The sequence below is a fragment of the Sulfitobacter sp. 1A13421 genome, assembly GCF_043557285.1.
In the GTDB taxonomy this organism is placed as follows: domain Bacteria; phylum Pseudomonadota; class Alphaproteobacteria; order Rhodobacterales; family Rhodobacteraceae; genus Sulfitobacter; species Sulfitobacter faviae.
In genome coordinates, this window is sequence record NZ_JBIFFQ010000006.1 from 12,774 (window position 1) to 29,803 (window position 17,030).

At 62.7% G+C, this 17,030-nt stretch carries 18 protein-coding genes; 11 read left to right on the forward strand and 7 right to left on the reverse strand.

The annotated features are described in order from the left end of the window. Positions 1-118: 118 nt before the first annotated feature. Positions 119-1,111: a plasmid partitioning protein RepB gene (gene repB, locus ACGYLI_RS12005; RefSeq protein ID WP_394419353.1), complete on the reverse strand. Its 993-nt coding sequence runs from the start codon at positions 1,109-1,111 to the stop codon at positions 119-121. After that, positions 1,111-2,286 (reverse strand): plasmid partitioning protein RepA, encoded by a 1,176-nt coding sequence (repA, locus tag ACGYLI_RS12010; protein ID WP_067266546.1) that lies wholly within the window; start codon positions 2,284-2,286, stop codon positions 1,111-1,113. The genes repB and repA overlap by 1 nt, the downstream gene beginning before the upstream one ends. A 452-nt stretch (positions 2,287-2,738) precedes the next feature. Between repA and ACGYLI_RS12015 the strand changes: the two genes are divergently transcribed. Genes ACGYLI_RS12015 through ACGYLI_RS12025 form a run of 3 tightly spaced genes read left to right on the forward strand, consistent with a single transcriptional unit; the run spans position 2,739 to position 4,962 of the window. After that, entirely contained in the window at positions 2,739-3,443 is a 705-nt protein-coding gene (locus ACGYLI_RS12015; RefSeq protein ID WP_394419354.1) for an ABC transporter permease, read from the forward strand. Then, positions 3,440-4,153: an energy-coupling factor ABC transporter ATP-binding protein gene (locus ACGYLI_RS12020; protein WP_394419355.1), complete on the forward strand. Its 714-nt coding sequence runs from the start codon at positions 3,440-3,442 to the stop codon at positions 4,151-4,153. The genes ACGYLI_RS12015 and ACGYLI_RS12020 overlap by 4 nt, the downstream gene beginning before the upstream one ends. After that, the gene (locus tag ACGYLI_RS12025; protein WP_394419356.1) at positions 4,150-4,962 is read left to right on the forward strand and encodes a substrate-binding domain-containing protein; all 813 of its coding nucleotides are present in this window, start codon (positions 4,150-4,152) and stop codon (positions 4,960-4,962) included. Before ACGYLI_RS12020 ends, ACGYLI_RS12025 begins: the two co-directional genes overlap by 4 nt. A gap of 42 nt (positions 4,963-5,004) precedes the next feature. Here the strand turns inward: ACGYLI_RS12025 and ACGYLI_RS12030 are convergent, their stop codons facing one another. From ACGYLI_RS12030 to ACGYLI_RS12050, 5 genes are read right to left on the reverse strand one after another with little or no spacing between them, the layout of a single operon-like run. Next, a complete protein-coding gene (locus tag ACGYLI_RS12030) occupies positions 5,005-5,490 on the reverse strand; it encodes a DUF6505 family protein (RefSeq protein WP_271690283.1) in 486 nt (161 codons plus the stop codon). Continuing rightward, entirely contained in the window at positions 5,487-6,203 is a 717-nt protein-coding gene (locus tag ACGYLI_RS12035) for a DUF4444 domain-containing protein (RefSeq protein ID WP_394419357.1), read from the reverse strand. The genes ACGYLI_RS12030 and ACGYLI_RS12035 overlap by 4 nt, the downstream gene beginning before the upstream one ends. Next, positions 6,200-7,270 (reverse strand): iron-sulfur cluster carrier protein ApbC, encoded by a 1,071-nt coding sequence (apbC, locus tag ACGYLI_RS12040; protein ID WP_394419358.1) that lies wholly within the window; start codon positions 7,268-7,270, stop codon positions 6,200-6,202. Before apbC ends, ACGYLI_RS12035 begins: the two co-directional genes overlap by 4 nt. Positions 7,271-7,275: 5 nt before the next feature. Next, positions 7,276-7,479, reverse strand: coding sequence for a DUF6494 family protein (locus ACGYLI_RS12045; protein ID WP_394413057.1), 204 nt, complete (start codon positions 7,477-7,479; stop codon positions 7,276-7,278). A 26-nt stretch (positions 7,480-7,505) separates the two neighbouring features. After that, complete coding sequence (locus tag ACGYLI_RS12050) at positions 7,506-9,470, reverse strand: 4Fe-4S binding protein (RefSeq protein WP_394419359.1); 1,965 nt, start codon at positions 9,468-9,470, stop codon at positions 7,506-7,508. Between the two features lie 381 nt (positions 9,471-9,851). Here ACGYLI_RS12050 and ACGYLI_RS12055 point away from each other — a divergent pair, with 381 nt between their 5' ends. The 8 genes from ACGYLI_RS12055 to ACGYLI_RS12090 all read left to right on the forward strand — a co-directional run bounded on the left by ACGYLI_RS12055 (position 9,852) and on the right by ACGYLI_RS12090 (position 17,025). After that, on the forward strand, positions 9,852-10,391 hold the full coding sequence (locus tag ACGYLI_RS12055; protein WP_394419492.1) for a DUF3305 domain-containing protein: 540 nt from the start codon (positions 9,852-9,854) through the stop codon (positions 10,389-10,391). Continuing rightward, positions 10,388-11,020, forward strand: coding sequence for a DUF3306 domain-containing protein (locus ACGYLI_RS12060; protein ID WP_394419360.1), 633 nt, complete (start codon positions 10,388-10,390; stop codon positions 11,018-11,020). The genes ACGYLI_RS12055 and ACGYLI_RS12060 overlap by 4 nt, the downstream gene beginning before the upstream one ends. Next, positions 11,017-11,625 (forward strand): molecular chaperone, encoded by a 609-nt coding sequence (locus tag ACGYLI_RS12065; RefSeq protein ID WP_067266571.1) that lies wholly within the window; start codon positions 11,017-11,019, stop codon positions 11,623-11,625. The genes ACGYLI_RS12060 and ACGYLI_RS12065 overlap by 4 nt, the downstream gene beginning before the upstream one ends. A gap of 65 nt (positions 11,626-11,690) precedes the next feature. Beyond that, on the forward strand, positions 11,691-11,903 hold the full coding sequence (locus ACGYLI_RS12070; RefSeq protein WP_394411770.1) for a twin-arginine translocation pathway signal protein: 213 nt from the start codon (positions 11,691-11,693) through the stop codon (positions 11,901-11,903). A 101-nt stretch (positions 11,904-12,004) separates the two neighbouring features. Next, positions 12,005-14,992 (forward strand): formate dehydrogenase subunit alpha, encoded by a 2,988-nt coding sequence (locus ACGYLI_RS12075; protein ID WP_394419361.1) that lies wholly within the window; start codon positions 12,005-12,007, stop codon positions 14,990-14,992. 12 nt (positions 14,993-15,004) lie between these two features. Next, positions 15,005-15,598, forward strand: a complete 594-nt coding sequence (gene fdh3B, locus ACGYLI_RS12080) for a formate dehydrogenase FDH3 subunit beta (protein ID WP_067266580.1) — start codon at positions 15,005-15,007, stop codon at positions 15,596-15,598. Positions 15,599-15,665: 67 nt separating this feature from the next. Then, positions 15,666-16,865, forward strand: a complete 1,200-nt coding sequence (locus ACGYLI_RS12085) for a formate dehydrogenase subunit gamma (protein WP_276154053.1) — start codon at positions 15,666-15,668, stop codon at positions 16,863-16,865. A 34-nt stretch (positions 16,866-16,899) separates the two neighbouring features. Beyond that, entirely contained in the window at positions 16,900-17,025 is a 126-nt protein-coding gene (locus ACGYLI_RS12090) for a hypothetical protein (RefSeq protein ID WP_259950196.1), read from the forward strand. Positions 17,026-17,030 lie beyond the last annotated feature (5 nt).

Genomic DNA, 17,030 nt, shown 5'->3' on the forward strand with positions numbered 1-17,030 from the left:
TAAATCTTTGGGGCTATCTCGAAGGTGCAAAGTTTGAGAAGGGCCTTCCGGGATTTATCCTGGGGGGCTTTTCTTTTGTGGTCTTGGATGTGCCTCCTGTTGCTACTTCCTCAATGTCTCACGCGCGGGTCTTCTGCCAGCGGTCGTGAATCTCCTGCAAAAGCTCTTCTGCATGTGCATCGAGCCATTTATCAAAACCCTCTGCCGCGCGGGCGGGCACGGTGACCGTGACACCACGCTTGCCACTGCGAATGTCCGCCAGCGCCTTGCCATCCCGACTCCGTAGCGTGCGGGGTTTGGCCGATGGGGCAGGGGAGGTGGCAGACTTTACAGGGGGCGTCGAAGCCTCGGCGAAAATCGCCTCAAACCGCTCATCCGAGGTGAACCCGTCCCAATCGGGCCGCGCCATTCGTTTTACTGCCCGCTCTTTCGCGCTCGGTTGTTCAAACAACTTGACCAGCGCCATCCAGCGATCACGCCCGATGGATGGCGCCGACCCGATCTGGCGCAGGAAGGGCAGATCGAACGCATGGCCGACCTTGAGCATCCGGCTGACCATTGGCAGGTCGATCGAAAGCGCATCCGCGATTGTCTGCCGGCCATGGCCCCCCGCATCGAGTTGCGCCGCAAAACTGGCTTTTTCGATGAAAGAGAGATCCTGACGGGCCGTGTTCTCTTGGCCCTGCGCCATTACCAAAGCGTGGTCATCCAATTGACGCACCATCGCTTTAACTGGCATCCCAAGCGCTTTCAGAGCCTGAAGTCGCCGTCGCCCGTAGACAATCTCGAACCGTCCTGGGGTTTCCGGGTGCGGCCGAACCAGCACCGGAACCTGCTGGCCGTAGGTCTTCAGACTGTCGTAAAGCTGCTTTTGAGCCTGCGCATCAGTCCCCAATCGGTCCTCGACGCCGGCCATATCAATCAGGTTGCCGTCCAATTCTTGAACCGCATTCTCTTGCATTCGGTTCAATGACGACTGAAGCGCCCCAACGGCCCCACGGGGCATAAGGCTAGGCTTGCTCCGGCTCTTATTCGTCTCTAACGCAGGTGTTTTCGGCTCTGCCTTTGGAGGTTTTGCCGGTGCGGATGATAGAATGCCTTTACGTGCCATTACCGCCCCCATGCTTTCTGGATCATGCTTTCGATCTCATCATTCACAAGATTGAGTGAATCCACCGCGCGGTCATAGGTCGTCCGATGAAACTGCGACCGGTCGACCTCATAGATGGTCTGATGGGTCAGCCCCGCGTCAGAAATCGCAGTGGATTTCAGCATCGGGGCCACCATGACTTCCTCGTCAAAGAGTTGCCGCAAGAAGGATAGAACCTGCTGCTGCGGTCCGTCATTTGGCTCGTAACGATTGATGAGGAAGCGCAGAAAGTCGAACTCCATGCTTGCCCCCGCATTAGAGACAACATCGAGCAGATCGGCGCTCATCTGAAGGAACTGAGACATGGATGCGACGTCGAGCATGTTCGGAACCACTGTGATCAACACACCCGTCGAGGCGCAGAGCGCCGACATGGTCAGATAGCCCAATTGCGGCGGACAATCGAAGATCACCACGTCGTAATTCTGCTCTACGTCCTGCAAGGATGTCGCCAAACGCGCGAAAAACGGTGGTTGCGTGTTGTTCAGCAGTGCCTGAGGCGTTTCATGCTCAAATTCCTGAAGCATCAATCCGCCAGGAGCCAAATCAATGCCGGTAAAGAAGGTGTTCTGGATCACATCGGCCAAGGGGACGGGATCATCATAGCGGATCGCGTCGTAGATGGTGCCGGAGTTCAGGAAATCATACTCAGGCCGATAGCCAAACAGCGTTGTTAGAGACGCTTGAGGGTCGATATCGACACAGAGCACACGGTAGCCTTTAAGGGCCAGCCGCTGTGCCGCGTGGATCGCGCTCGTGGTTTTGCCGCTGCCGCCTTTGAAGTTCAAAAAGGACAATACTTGCAGTTTGTCCCCTTCACGTCGGCCGCGTTGGTAGGCGCCGCGCGTTTTGGCGGTGGATTCCAATGTCCGTCGGATCGACAGCAGATCGTCCGCACTGTAGTGCCGCCGCCCGCCCGGGCTGGTCTGGACATCGACGATCTTATTGTCGAAATGGAGTTTGCGAAGAAAGCTCGTGGAAATGCCAAGCAATTCAGCCGCTTCCCCGGCGGAGAACCGGCGCAACTCCTTGCGTGCGTCGGGCGCAAAGACCTTCAGCATGTGACTTTCCAACGCCTCGGAAAGCGTTTCCGCATTACGGCGGATCCGTGTATTGATGTGTACCGTGTCCGTCACATCTGCCCTCGCTCTCAGTAACGCTATTATTCGGTAGCGCTTTTGTTTCCGTTACTTAATGCGATTGGAGCGAAGCTTGCAATAGATTCTTGCGGAAGGAGAGGGCCAGGCGGCATTAATTATCTGGGCTAGAGGCAAAGATAGAATGCCTCGTTCTGAGAAAGTGATTGTAAATAAACAATAAAATTAATCTTGCGGCTAGAGGCCCTTGCCAGCCACGAGTTGGCCCCACGGGCCAGGTCGCTTCCCGTTATTAGAGCCACATCCTTCATTCCGCGGGAATCACGGGCGGGTCATCTTGACCTTCTGTCCTTCTAAGCGAGGTAAAATCAAAGCCAGCCTGTCTTCCTAGGTAAATTCACGCCCACAGGCTCTGGCGTCCGAAGGATAGTCCTGACACTCTGCGCGGGCGATGGGGCCGCGGGCTCCTATTCGGGGGAGGCCTCCGCGAGATGGTCGATATTTGGAGCGGTATGACGCAGGCCTTTTCGCTTGTCTTTACCTTCGATGCCGAGCTGGTGGAGATCGCCGGCCGGTCCCTTCGTATCACCCTCTCTGCTTTGACTGTCGCCTGCCTGATCGCGCTGCCCCTAGCCGCTTTGGTCGCCGTCAAACGGTTCCGCGCAAGGCGGTTGGTCATTGCGATATTGAACGCGCTCATGGGGCTGCCGCCGGTCGTGGTGGGGCTGATCGTCTATGTGGTTCTCTCCCGCTCCGGGCCGCTTGGGGTGTTCGGACTGCTCTTCACCCCCACGGCGATGATCATCGCCCAAGTGATCATTATCGTGCCCCTGATTGCTTCCATCGCGCATCAGTCGATCCGCGAGCTTTGGCAGGAATATCATGACCTTCTGATTTCGATGAATGTCACGCAGGGCCAGAAGATACGGACCCTGCTCTGGGATTCCCGCCGCGCATTGCTGACTGCGGCACTTGCGGGGTTTGGCCGCGCGATTGGCGAGGTGGGGGCCATCATGATCGTCGGGGGCAACATCGACCATGCGACGCGCGTGCTGACCACGGCCATCGCGCTTGAAACCGGGAAGGGGGAGTTCGCCTTGGCGCTCGCCCTTGGGTTTGTGCTGATCGGGCTTGCGGTGGCGGTGAACCTCGCCATCCATTGGCTGGGCCGGACGGAGCGGGAGGGCCGGTGGTGACGCAGCTTTTCCCGATGCAGGCCAAAGCGATCGAAAGCCGCAGGCGGGGGCAGCGGCTGGTGGGGCCAATTGCTCTGACGCTGGACGGGCAGGGCGCTACGGTTGTGATGGGGCCGAACGGGGCGGGGAAGACCACGCTGTTGCAATTGCTGCACGGCACCGCACGGCTCTCGGCGGGAGAGATCGAGTGGGCTTGCTCAACCGAGGAGGCGCGGCATCACCAAGCATTTGTCTTTCAGCGCCCGGTCATGCTGCGACGTACTGTCCTCGAGAACCTCATCTACCCCTTGCGCCTGCGCGGCGTGTCAAAGGCCCTCGCGCGAAAAGAAGCCGAGGAATGGGCCAACCGCGTCGGGTTAGAGCCGCTTTTAGGCCGCGCGGCGCCGGTGCTCTCGGGCGGTGAGCAGCAAAAGCTGGCCCTTGCCCGTGCGCTGATCTGCAAGCCTAAATTGCTGTTTTTGGATGAGCCCTGTGCCGCATTGGACGGGCGTGCGACGCGAGAGATTGAGGCGATTTTGCAATCGGCGAAATCGACCGGCACGCGGCTGATCCTATCGACACATGACCTTGGCCAAGCCCGCCGTTTGGCCGATGACGTTTTGTTTCTGCTGGGGGGCCGTCTGCATGAGGCAGGTCCCGCGGATGAGTTTTTCAACCGACCTGAGACCGCAGAGGCTCAGGCATTTCTAAGAGGAGATATCGTAGAATGAAACATTGGATGATCGGCGCAATTTCCGCGCTGGCGATGAGCAGCGCCGCGCAGGCGGCGGATGTGATGAAGATGGCGGTGACGACTTCCTTCAACAACTCGGGCCTTGCCGACGTGCTCTTGCCCGAGATTGCGGCGGACCTCGATTTGGAGGTGCAACTGTTGGTCGTCGGCACCGGGCAGGCGATCAAACTGGGCGAGGCGGGCGATGTGGATGCGATCCTCGTCCATTCGCGCAAGGCGGAAGAAGCCTTTGTCGAAGGCGGCTATGGCAGCCACCGAACCGAGATCATGTATAACGATTTCGTCTTCATCGGGCCGAAAGACGATCCGGCGGGCATCGAAGGGTCAGAGGCGGCTACGGCTGCTTTGGGCGCAATCGCCGAGGCGGAGAATGCCTTCGTGAGCCGGGGGGACGACAGCGGCACCCATAAGAAGGAACTGTCCCTCTGGGCCGAAGCGGGCCTTGACCCGGCGACGTTTGGGGATTGGTACAACGCTGTCGGCGCGGGCATGGGCGCCGCGCTAAACACCGCGTCGGGGATGCCCGCCTATGTCATGTCGGACCGCGCGAGCTGGCTGAACTTCGGCAATAAGGGCGATCTGGCGCTGCTCTACGCGGGCGATTCGGTTTTGTTCAACCAATATGCCTATCTGCCGGTGAACCCCGAAATGCATGGCCATGTGAAAAACGACCTGGCCTTGAAGCTGGAGGATTGGCTGACCTCAAACCGCGCGAAAACCTTGATCAATGACTACAAGATCAACGGTGAGACGCTCTTTGTCTTCAACGCGGCAGAGGCTGAATAGCCTTTGTTAGAGACCATCCGCGCCAGCCGGGGCGCGGGTGGTTCATTCGGGCAGGTCGCCGTGGATCGCGAATTGCTCAAGCCCCGCGTCCTGCGGCTGGATCATGCGGAAGCTTTCGCGCACGCCCGCCTCGGTCAGCTCGCGCGCGACGGTAAGCAGGCAATTGGGCGCGTGATCGGCGCAGAGATCGACCATCTGCGCCAGTTCTTCTTTCGCCACGGGGCGTGCGGCATCGACCGACGGCGCGCCGTAATAGGTCACGAAATGCTGCGCCAGCAGGGCCGTGAGTGCTTCGACCTCGGCCTCTTCGATCTGGGTGACAGCGACGAAGGTGACGCGGCCAAAGGTTTCCAGCCCCAGCCAGCCGTTGGCGAAAGCTTGGCGCGCCTTGCCGGTAAGATCACCCTCTGTCCAGTCCGAGAACTCGAACCCGCCCGAGATGCACCATTCGCCGGTGCGGGCGGGGGAGGCGAATACGTTGCGGTCGCTTTCGTCGAAATGGATCGCGCGGGCGAGTTTCAGGGTCATGGGGCGGGCTCCAAAAGGGTGGTGAGCGGGATGAGATGCGTGGTCTTTCCCGCGCGGAGTAACATGCCGAAGTCCTCGTCGACACCGATGAATGTACCGCTTTGGCCCTGCACGGTCACCTCCGTGTCGAGGTCGAAGACCAGCCCGCGCCATTCGGCGTGCAGTGACTTTGGGCCAAGGTCTTCCCAACGGTTGATCCAATGCAGCGTATGCCGGGCCCAGGATTCGACGAGGGCAGGGGGCTGCACCTCGGCGCAGCCTTCGGCATAGAGCGCGGTCTGATCAGGGGTCAGGCCGGTCTCTGTCATGTCGGGATCTTCGGCGGGATAGAGGGGCAGGGTGAAGCCGACGACCAGCCAGTCGGGGACCGCCGCCGGATCGGTGGTCGAGGCAACCATCCGGAAAGCCCCGCAGGAGGCACCGTTCAGGCGGATGCCGCCGTCCCACTCCAGTTGCACGGCCACTTCGGGCGGGGAAAGAGCGCCGAGCGCATTTTGAAAGCCGACACCGCAGAGCGGCAGCATTGCCACAGCCCGGGTGAGCGGTACTTCGGGAGCGAAGACGAGCGCCGCCTGAATCTCGGCCCCGTCCAGCCGGTAGGTGATCAGCCCCGCGTCGCAGCCCTCGGCCGCCTGGGCGCAGGCGGCGCCAAGGGCGTCACCCGTCACCGCCTCGCCCGACATCAGCGGCGGGAAGGACAGTGCATCGCTCATGCCGCGCCGGCGTCCACAAGCTGCTTGGCGATGGCGTGGAAGGCCGCGGCCTGTTTGCTGTCGGGCTGGCTGACAGTGATCGGCGCGCCGCCGTCGGAGGCAAGACGGATCTGCAGGTCGAGCGGCACTTCGGCCAAGAGCGGCACGCCCCATTTCTCGGCCTCCGAGGCGACACCGCCGTGGCCGAAGACATGCTCTTCGTGACCGCAATTTGTGCAGATATGGGTCGACATGTTTTCGATCATGCCGAGGATCGGGACCTTCAACTGGTTGAACATGTCGATGCCCTTGCGGGCGTCGATCAGGGCCACATCCTGCGGTGTAGAGACGATGATTGCCCCATCCACCTGCGCCTTTTGTGCCAGCGTCATCTGCACGTCACCGGTGCCCGGCGGCAGATCAACGATCAGCACATCGAGCGCGCCCCACTGCACCTGCGTCATCATCTGCTGCAACGCTCCCATCAGCATCGGCCCGCGCCATACGACAGCTTGATCCTCGTTGGTCATCAGGCCGATCGACATCATGGTGACGCCGTGGTTGCGCATCGGCAGGATGGTTTTGCCGTCGGGCGAGGCTGGACGGCCCGAAACGCCGAGCATGCGCGGTTGGCTGGGGCCGTAGACATCGGCGTCCAGTAGGCCCACACGGCGGCCTTGGGCCGCGAGCGCGCAGGCGAGGTTCGCGGAAACGGTGGATTTACCCACGCCGCCTTTGCCAGAAGCGACGGCGATGATGCGGTCGACACCGGGGATTTTCTGCGGACCCGTAGGCTCCGCCTTGCGCTGTGGCTTGAGGTCGGGCGGCGGGGCTTTCTCACTATGACCGGTGAGCACGATGGAGACTTTCGAGACCCCCTCGACCCGCGCCAATGCCGCTTCGGCCTGCGTCTTTGCTTCCTCATAGGCCTTGGCCTGCGCGGGCGGAATTTCCATCACGAAACGCACCGCGCCTTCGGCGTCCACGTTCAACGCGCGCATCACGCCGCTGGCCACGATATCGGTGCCCGTGGCCGGATCGGTCACGGTCTTCAAGGCGGTCAGGACCGCGTCTCTGCTGGCAGTCACGTCGCTTATGCCTCGCCCTTATCCGCGCCGGCGATGGTGCCGTCGATGGTATGTTCCAGACCCAGTTCGGGGATCGAGATCACGGCCTTTACCGGGAAATTTTTGCCGCTCGTGTCATGCTCGCGCATGGCCTTTTCGATGGCCTGTTGCGAGGTCACGCCGACCTGCTTGAGAAACTTGCGCATCGACATGTTGAAGTCTTCGCTCATGGGGGGCTCCTGTGCTTGAGGGCGGCCTAGTGGTCGCGCCGTTTGGAGAGGTAATCGTCGGTGGTGCGGGGGCGGGGGCGTTCGTCGCCTGTCATTGGGTTATTGGTGCTGTGATACTGCGCATTGATGCGGCAGTCATCGCACATCTGGATCATCCGCAGCTTGGCCTCGTCGGCGAACATGGAATGGCTGCGCAGCTTGTCGGTGATCCGCTCGACCGTGGATTTCACGCCGAAGAGGCTGCCGCATTCCACGCAGGCAAAGGGTTCTTCCTCGTTCAGCACACGCTGGCTCAGCGCCGTCTCGGTCAGGTCGAGCCGCGGCGCGAGGGTGATGGCATCCTCGGGGCAAACATTGGCGCAGAGGCCGCATTGCAGACAGGCGTCTTCCTGAAAGCGCAGCTGCGGCAGGTCCGGGTTATCGCCAAGCGCCCCCGAGGGGCAGAGCGAGACGCAGGAAAGGCAGAGCGTGCAGGCGTCCTTGTCCACGAGCACGGCACCGTAGGGGGCGCCGGCGGGCAGGTCCAGCACCTCGGCTTCGGGGTTCAGCGCGCGCGCCGATTGGCGGGCGATCTGGCGGCGGCTGCCTATGGGGCGCACGGGCTGGGCGACGGGGGCAGAGGCCGCGCCGTCGTAGAGGATGTCGGTCAGCGCCTCGGGGTCGGGCGTGTCGATGAGGGACATCCGCGCCTCGCCCGCGATGGCGCGGGCCAGCGCGGTCTGGGTCTCGATGGCGTCGCGGTCGGCCTTGGGGCCGAGGAGCAGGGAGACATGGGCGAAACCGGCAGCCAGCGCGGCCAGCGCCTCGGCATGACCGAAGGCGGCGAGGGCGTCGAGTTCCATCGGCACCACGTCCGCCGGCAGCCCGCGGCCGTGGCGCGCGGCGAGGCGGATCATCTCGGCGCCGTGGGCATCGTGGACTAGCAGGCGCGGTGCTTCGCCGCCCGCTTCGAGATAGGCGCGCGCCAGCGTCTGGACCCGGCGCATGGTGAAATCCACCGGCGGCGCATCATAGCTGATCGCGCCCGAGGGGCAGGCCGATGAACAGGCGCCGCAGCCCGCGCAGATCATCGGATCGACGGTGATGTGATCGCCGTTGGGGGTGATCGCGCCGGTGGGGCAGAGATCGAGGCAGGCGGTGCAGCCGGTCTGCCCGGCGCGGGAATGGGCGCAGAGCAGCGGCTCGGTGCGGACATAGAGCGGCTGCTCGAAGGTGCCGGTGAGATGCGAGGCCGCCAGAATGGCGGCGGCCACGCCCGCCGGATGGCCCGGATCGGCGCGCAGGTAGCCTTCGCGTTTTTCGTGCGCGGGGAAGAGCGGCGTCTCGCCGCGCAGGTCGAGGATGATGTCGCATTGGCTGCGCGCGCCGTCGCGCGGCGCGGTCCAGGTCAGCGGGCCACGGCCGCGCGGATCGACCTGCCGCAGCGCGTCGATCACCACCTCGAACTGGCCAAGCGCACCCTTGGCGCGGCGCAGCTTGCCGGAGATCAGATCGAAATCGCGGACTTCGGGCAGGCTGTCGTCAGCCTCGGTCACCGCGTCGTCCATCAACAGCGTGACGCTGAGGTGGTCCTTGAGTTGCGCCGCCGCTTCCAGAGCCGCCGGACCACGCCCGACGATCAGGCAAAGACCTTCCGAGGCGACGTCGATGGTTTTTTCAGCCGGAACGTCCAACAGCGCTTCCGTCGCGAGGGCGGACATTTTGGGTAGTTTGTCCCGGGGGTCATCGGACCATCCGGCCCGGTCGCGCAGGTCCAAGAGGGGGGCAGGGGGCAGGCCCAATTCCTCGGCCAATTCGGTAAAGACCCGCTCTTCTTGGGTGCAGCATAAAATCGCATCGCCCGCGGTGAGCGCCTTGGCCGCGCGGTCGATCTGGGTGGTGCAAAGGGCCGAACAGGGGGGGGAGACCGGCAAACCGCTACGCTCGGCCAATGCATCGGAATCGATACGCTGCGACCCTGCACAATCGCATGTTATCAACGTCTTGGCCATGAATTTTCCCTTATCTCGCCCGTCAATCCGCGGCCTCTCCGGCGGCGGCTGAGGCCCCAAGCTAGACGGGATTTGCCACCCCCTACAACCGAAATTCGCGCCGCGACAGCATCGCGACAGGGGCGATCGGCGGGGCGGCGCGGCTCCTTACGGCTCGGGTGATTCGATATCGGCGATTTGCCGGTTTTCCGATCAAAATACTCAAGTTAGACAAATAGGCCGAGGCGCCATTGACGGGCAGAACCGGCGGGCCATCTTGTCTCGAAAGCCGGGTTTTTCGGGCCTCGGCGCGGATTAGCGCTTCCCCCGGGCCCGGCTTTCCGGCGAAGGTCTTCGAAACGGAGGAGCGACTTGATTCACAACCCGACAATGTATCGGACGATGCCCTTGGGCATTGTGCTGCGGCGCGCGCCGGGTGTGACCCGTTGGGCCAAGTGGAGCTGGAAAGCGACCGCCGTGCTGCCCGGTGCAGAAAAAGCGGATTGGCGTGAGCTGCGTCGCGAGGGTGAGACCGTCGAATACCACGCCGCGACCCTCAAGCTGGAGCTCCACGGCGCCGAGACCGAAGCCTATGTGCACGGGCTGGGCGCGGATGTGCCATGTGTCTATGTCGTGATGCGCCCCATTCCCGGCGCGACAGACCGATCCTTCAAACTCGCCCTCGTCACGGCCTCGCCCTATGAGGCGCAGGACTATTGCGACAGCGCCGAAGAGGTCGTGGAAAAGGTCGCGATGACGCCGGGGTTGATCGCATGGGTGCAGGAATTCGTCGAAGAGTTCCATCAAGAGGAAGCCTTCGTCAAACGCCGCCGAGATCGTCTGCGCACCGATCGCAAGCAAGACGGTATCGGCGACCCGCGCATCGAAAAGCCCGCTGACATCTACGCCTCGCCCGCGTTGAAACGAAAGCGTCTGGCATGAGCGGTTTTTGGCAAAAGCGCCGCGCCGCCGTCGCCGCCGAGGCGGAGGCAGAAGCGCGGCTTCACGAAGCCCGCGCAGCCGCCGCCGAAGAGGCCGCACTGGCTGAGCGCAGCGATGATGATCTCTTGGCCGAGTTCGACCTGCCCGCGCCCGAGGATCTGGTAAGCGGCGAACAGCTGCGCGCCTTTCTCAAGGCGCAACTGCCGCAACGGCTCAAGACCCGTGCGCTGCGCAGCTTTTGGAAAACCAATCCGGTGCTCGCCTGCCTCGACGGGTTGAACGACTATGACGACGATTACACAGCGGCAGCCACCGCTGGAAAGCCGGTCAATACGATCTACAAAGTGGGCCGGGGCATGGTCGCGAAGGTCGAAGAGGTGCTGACCGCCGAGGCCGACGCGCCGGAAGAGGTGGCTGAGGCAGAAGCGCCCGCGCTGGCACCGACCCATGATGTCGTCGTGCCGGGCCCGCGCCGGACCGAAACGGCTCTGGCTCAAGACGCACCTTACGAGGCGCAGATGGTGACCCCCGAAGAAGACGCCGAGGCGCAGCCTGCGCCGACCCACCGCCGCATGCGGTTTCACTTCGCCAGCGATCTGGCACAGGACATGGAAGGTAGCAGCGCATGACCCAATTGGCCGCGACGCCCCTGCCCGAAGAAGACCGCTTGCGCGCGGACCTCTACAACTTCATGGGGCTGATCCTTTCCGGCCCGCCGGATCAGATCCTGCTGGATCAATGTGCCGCCCTGTCGGGCGACGACAGCGAATTGGGGCAGGGGTTCAAAGCGCTCTCCAAACTGGCCGCCAAGACCAAACCGGCGGGGGCCGAGAGCGAGTTCAACCGGCTTTTCATCGGTTTGGGCCGGGGCGAACTATTGCCCTATGCCAGCTTCTACCTCACCGGCTTTCTCAACGAAAAGCCGCTTGCGGCGCTGCGCCAAGACATGGTCGCACGCGGGCTGGAGCGGGCGGCGAATGTGTTCGAGCCCGAAGACAACATCGCCTCATTGATGGAGATGATGGGCGCGATGATCGCAGGCCGTTTCTCGGCCCCCGCCACGGTGGCGCAGCAAAAGACATTCTTTAACCGGCATATCGCCCCCTGGGCCGGGCACTTCTTTGCCGACCTCGAAGGCGCGAAAAACTCGGTCTTCTACGCCCCGGTGGGCAAGATCGGCCGCGCCTTCATGCAGATTGAGGCCGAAGCCTTCCGGCTGAGCAAAGACGACTAGACCAAGCGGGATGAGACAGGCGGGGCCGCGCGCCCCTGAACAAGAGACGTAACAGGAGAGAGAAGATGACACGCAAGCCAGAGGGAACCACCGACACAGCCGTTCGCAAGGATCGGCGCGACTTCCTGAAATTCGCGGGCAGCGCCGCGCCTTTGGCCGCCGTCGCCGTGGCCACCACCGGGACCGAGGCCGAAGCGGCCAAGGCGCCCGACCTGTCGTCGGACCGTATCCAAGACACCGAACACACGCGCGCCTATTACGCCGCTGCGCGGTTCTGACCAGATAACCGGGGCGCGGCCCCGAAAATTGGCAGGGCGACAACGCCCGCCGTTCAATAGCCACCTCAGGCGGGGCCAGCCCGCGCATAGGGAGTGAAGATATGTTGAGGAAAAAGACCAATGGGGTCGCGCGGTCTGCGCAGCGGACAGGCATCATGTCCGATGTGGCGCGCAGCGGTATTGACCGGCGCGCGTTCCTGCGTGGCTCGGGCCTTGCCATCGGTGGGCTTGCGGCGATCGCGGGCACCGCGGGCAGCGTGCAACAGGCCAGCGCCGCCACCGCCGCTGTCAGCGGCAAGATGGAAGTGAAGAAATCCGTCTGCACCCATTGCTCGGTCGGTTGTACCGTCATCGCCGAAGTGTCGGACGGTGTTTGGCTGGGTCAGGAACCCGGTTGGGACAGCCCCTTCAACCTCGGCGCGCATTGCGCCAAGGGCGCCTCGGTCCGTGAGCACGCCCATGGCGAGCGCCGCCTGAAGTACCCGATGAAGAAGGTTGGTGGCGAATGGCAGCGGATCTCTTGGGATCAGGCGATCAACGAGATCGGCGACAAGATGCTGTCGATCCGTGACACCTCTGGCCCGGATTCGGTTTACTGGCTGGGCTCGGCGAAACACTCCAACGAACAGGCCTATCTGTTCCGCAAGTTCGCGGCCTACTGGGGCACCAACAACGTCGACCACCAGGCGCGGATTTGCCACTCCACCACCGTGGCGGGCGTGGCGAACACATGGGGCTACGGCGCCATGACCAACAGCTACAATGACATCCACAAATCCAAGGCGATCTTCATCATCGGCGGCAACCCCGCCGAGGCGCACCCCGTTTCGCTCCAGCACGTGCTGAAGGCGAAAGAGGAAAACAACGCGCCGCTCATCGTCTGCGACCCGCGTTTCACCCGCACCGCCGCCCATGCCGACGAATATGTGCGCATGCGTCCCGGTTCGGACGTGGCGCTGGTCTGGGGCATCCTCTACCACATCTTCGAGAACGGCTGGGAGGATGAGGAATTCATCCGCACCCGCGTTTGGGGCATGGATGAGATCCGCAAGGAAGTCGCCAACTGGACCCCGGACGAGGTCGAGCGTGTCACCGGCGTGCCGGGCTCCCAGCTTGAGCGCGTCGCGCGCACGCTGGCCAACCACCGTCCCGGCACCGTGATCTGGTGCATGGGTGGCACGCAGCACACCAACGGCAACAACAACACCCGTGCCTACTGCATCCTGCAGCTGGCCCTTGGCAACATGGGCACCGCGGGCGGCGGCACCAACATCTTCCGCGGCCACGACAACGTGCAGGGCGCCACTGACCTTGGCGTTCTGGCCGACACGCTGCCGGGCTACTACGGTCTGTCCGATGGCTCTTGGGCGCATTGGGCGCGTGTTTGGGGGGAGGATCTGGAGTGGATCCAGAGCCGTTTCGCCGCTTGGACCGATGGCGCAGGCGAAGAGCAGCGCATGATCAACCTCACCGGCATCCCGGTATCGCGTTGGATCGACGGCGTGCTTGAGGATCGTGAGAACCTCGAACAGCCCGACAACACCAAAGCGATGGTGCTCTGGGGCCACGCGCCGAACTCGCAAACCCGTCAGGGCGAGATGAAAACGGCGATGGAGAAACTCGACCTGCTGGTCGTGGTCGACCCATACCCAACCGTCTCCGCCGTTCTGCATGACCGCACCGAAGACACCTATCTTCTGCCGGCCTGTACGCAGTTTGAAACCTCCGGCTCGGTCACCGCATCCAACCGCTCGCTCCAGTGGCGCGAAAAGGTCGTGGAGCCGCTGTTCGAAAGCCTGCCCGACCACACGATCCTGTATAAATTCGCCAAGAAGTTCGGCTTTGAAGATCGCATGTTCCGCAACATCGAGGTGAATGGTGAAGAGCCGCTCATCGAAGACCTGACGCGCGAGTTCAACAAGGGCATGTGGACCATCGGCTACACCGGGCAGTCGCCCGAGCGGATGAAGATGCACATGCAGAACCAGCATACTTTCGACAAAACCACCCTGCGTGCCGTTGGTGGCCCGGCGGATGGCGATTACTACGGTATGCCGTGGCCCTGCTGGGGCACGCCCGAGATGAAGCACCCCGGCACCGCGAACCTCTACGACATGTCGCTGCCGGTGGCCGATGGTGGCCTGACCTTCCGCGCCCGTTTCGGTGTGGAGCGTGATGGTGAGAACCTACTGGCCGAGGGCGTCTATTCCAAAGGGTCCGAGATCAAGGATGGCTATCCCGAATTCACCATGCAGATGCTGATGGATCTGGGTTGGGACGGTGACCTGACAGCGGATGAGCGCCGCATCATCGAAGCGGTCGCCGGCTACGAAGCGCCACAAAACGCGGATGACGGGCAGGCAGAAGTCGGCGAAACCTCGCAGCAGGGTGAGATCGATTCCGATTATGTGGCCCAAGTCGGCGGCATCAACTGGAAGACCGACCTGTCGGGCGGCATCCAGCGGGTGGCGATCAAACACGGCTGTGCCCCCTTCGGCAACGCCAAGGCGCGCTGCGTGGTCTGGACCTTCCCCGACCCGGTGCCGAAACACCGCGAGCCGCTTTACTCCAACCGGCGTGATCTGGTGGCGGATTATCCGACCTATGACGACAAGACCTTCTGGCGGGTGCCGACGCTCTATGCGTCGATCCAAAAGAACGACTTCTCGCAGGAATTCCCGATCATCCTCACCTCCGGCCGTCTGGTCGAATATGAGGGCGGCGGGGATGAGACCCGGTCGAACCCATGGCTGGCCGAGCTGCAACAGAACATGTTCATCGAGATCAACACCCGTGACGCCAACAACCTCGGCGTTCGCGACGGGTCCGATGTCTGGGTCGAAGGCCCGGAGGGCGGCAAGATCAAGGTGATGGCCCTGGTCACCGAGCGGGTGGGCGAGGGCGTGGCCTTCATGCCCTTCCACTTCGGCGGTCACATGGGCGGCGTCAGCCTGCGGGACAAATACCCCGACGGGGCCGACCCGATCGTTCTGGGCGAAAGCACTAACACCGTACAGACCTACGGCTACGATTCAGTCACGCAAATGCAGGAGACCAAAGCGACTCTCTGCAAGATCATGCCAGCGTAAGGAGACAAGAGAATGGCAAGAGCAAAGTTTCTCTGCGATGCCGAGCGCTGCATTGAATGCAACGCCTGCGTCACGGCTTGTAAGAACGAACACGAGGTGCCTTGGGGCATCAACCGCCGCCGCGTGGTGACCATTCAGGACGGCCAGCCGGGCGAACGCTCGATCTCGGTCGCCTGTATGCACTGCTCGGACGCGCCCTGCATGGCGGTCTGCCCGGTGGATTGTTTCTACCAGACCGACGACGGCATCGTGCTGCACTCCAAAGACCTCTGCATCGGCTGCGGCTACTGCTTCTACGCCTGCCCCTTCGGCGCGCCGCAGTACCCGCAGGCCGGCAACTTCGGCAGCCGCGGCAAGATGGACAAATGCACCTTCTGCGCTGGCGGCCCCGAGGAAAACCACAGCCAAGCCGAGTTCCAGAAGTATGGCCGCAACCGGATCGCCGAAGGCAAGCTGCCGATCTGCGCCGAGATGTGTTCGACCAAGGCGCTTCTGGCCGGTGACGGGGACATGGTCTCGGACATCTACCGCGAGCGCGTGGTCGCACGCGGCTTCGGCTCCGGCGCATGGGGCTGGGGCACGGCTTACGAGCAAAAGGGCCAGTAACGGCTTTCGGGGGCGGCCTGATCGGGCCGTCCCTTTTCTCCATATCTGTCTAGCCGGGGGATTTCCCATGCTGCGCCACCTGATGGCTCTTTTCATTCTCGCCTTGGCCGCGCTGCCGGTCAGCGTCACGGCGCAGGACGTGCGCCTGCCCGAGAACGCGACCCCCTCGGCCATCGACCGCGCCAGCACCGGCGGCGCGCAGAACTTGGCCGATATCGAACGGCGTCAGAATGGCGCAGAGATCGACGACGGGTTCCGGCGCAACAATCTGGGCGGCGATGCGGCCACGGTGCCAAGCCTTGGCCCGCTCGGCGGACGCTCCGACCCCGACCTCTGGCGCGGCATCCGCTATAACGAATTGCCCGTGCGCGTGAGCACGATGAACAAGACGGGCCGCGTCCTTGTTCAAGACAACGGGATGTGGTGGCAGCAATTCCGCGAAGGCCCACTTGCGACCTATGGCGCTTGGCTGCTCGCCGGGACGCTGGCTGTGCTGCTGCTCTTTTACCTTCTGCGGGGCCGGATCCGGATCGAAGGCGGCAAGGTCGGGCGCACCGTCACCCGCTTCAAAGCCATTGAGCGTTTCGCGCATTGGATGCTGGCGGGCTCGTTCATCCTGCTCGCGCTGACGGGCTTGGCCACGCTCTTTGGCCGCAAGGTCGTCATCCCTCTGCTGGGGCATGAGTTCAACTCGACCCTGTTGACCGGCTCGAAGTTCATCCACAATAACGTCTCATGGGCCTTCATGATTGCGCTCGTCATGGTCTTCGTCATGTGGATTTGGCACAATATCCCGAACAAGACCGATTGGGTCTGGATCAAACAGGGCGGCGGTTTCATCGGTGACAAACACCCGCCCGCCAAGAAGTTCAACTTCGGCCAAAAGATCGTCTTCTGGGCCGTGATCCTGCTGGGCTTCTCGGTCTCGCTCTCGGGGCTGTCGCTGCTCTTTCCCTTCGAGATCCAGCTTTTCGGGCATACGTTCAACATCATCAATGACATCGGCATGGCCGAGGCCGCGGGCTTTGGTCCGCTTCAGGGCGATCTGACGCCGCATGCCGAAATGCAATATGCCCAGCTGTGGCACGCGATCATCGGCTTTCTGATGATGGCGGTGATCTTGGGCCATATCTACATCGGGACGCTCGGCATGGAAGGCGCCTTTGACGCCATGGGCAATGGCGAGGTCGATGAGCGTTGGGCCGAACAGCACCACTCGCTCTGGCTCGATGAGGTCAAACAAGACAAACGGACCCCCGCAGAATGACGGGCGGCGGCGTTCAAATCAAAGGAGTCGCGCGATGAAAGCCATGTTGGCAGGGTTTCTGGGCGTCGCGGTGATCGGCGTCGTGGCCTATTTCGGGCTGCATGAGATAGGCTTTTCCTCCGCCGAGGTCTATTCAGGTGAAAACGTCCGGCTGGACTGACACCA

Bases quoted from the DNA above. Each gene is read 5' to 3' on its own strand.
- repB (WP_394419353.1), bottom strand. From the start codon at position 1,111: ATGGCACGTAAAGGCATTCTATCATCCGCACCGGCAAAACCTCCAAAG.
- ACGYLI_RS12015 (WP_394419354.1), top strand. From the start codon at position 2,739: ATGGTCGATATTTGGAGCGGTATGACGCAGGCCTTTTCGCTTGTCTTT.
- ACGYLI_RS12025 (WP_394419356.1), top strand. From the start codon at position 4,150: ATGAAACATTGGATGATCGGCGCAATTTCCGCGCTGGCGATGAGCAGC.
- ACGYLI_RS12030 (WP_271690283.1), bottom strand. From the start codon at position 5,490: ATGACCCTGAAACTCGCCCGCGCGATCCATTTCGACGAAAGCGACCGC.
- ACGYLI_RS12035 (WP_394419357.1), bottom strand. From the start codon at position 6,203: ATGAGCGATGCACTGTCCTTCCCGCCGCTGATGTCGGGCGAGGCGGTG.
- ACGYLI_RS12045 (WP_394413057.1), bottom strand. From the start codon at position 7,479: ATGAGCGAAGACTTCAACATGTCGATGCGCAAGTTTCTCAAGCAGGTC.
- ACGYLI_RS12050 (WP_394419359.1), bottom strand. From the start codon at position 9,470: ATGGCCAAGACGTTGATAACATGCGATTGTGCAGGGTCGCAGCGTATC.
- ACGYLI_RS12055 (WP_394419492.1), top strand. From the start codon at position 9,852: ATGCCCTTGGGCATTGTGCTGCGGCGCGCGCCGGGTGTGACCCGTTGG.
- ACGYLI_RS12060 (WP_394419360.1), top strand. From the start codon at position 10,388: ATGAGCGGTTTTTGGCAAAAGCGCCGCGCCGCCGTCGCCGCCGAGGCG.
- ACGYLI_RS12065 (WP_067266571.1), top strand. From the start codon at position 11,017: ATGACCCAATTGGCCGCGACGCCCCTGCCCGAAGAAGACCGCTTGCGC.
- ACGYLI_RS12070 (WP_394411770.1), top strand. From the start codon at position 11,691: ATGACACGCAAGCCAGAGGGAACCACCGACACAGCCGTTCGCAAGGAT.
- ACGYLI_RS12075 (WP_394419361.1), top strand. From the start codon at position 12,005: ATGTTGAGGAAAAAGACCAATGGGGTCGCGCGGTCTGCGCAGCGGACA.
- fdh3B (WP_067266580.1), top strand. From the start codon at position 15,005: ATGGCAAGAGCAAAGTTTCTCTGCGATGCCGAGCGCTGCATTGAATGC.
- ACGYLI_RS12085 (WP_276154053.1), top strand. From the start codon at position 15,666: ATGCTGCGCCACCTGATGGCTCTTTTCATTCTCGCCTTGGCCGCGCTG.
- ACGYLI_RS12090 (WP_259950196.1), top strand. From the start codon at position 16,900: ATGAAAGCCATGTTGGCAGGGTTTCTGGGCGTCGCGGTGATCGGCGTC.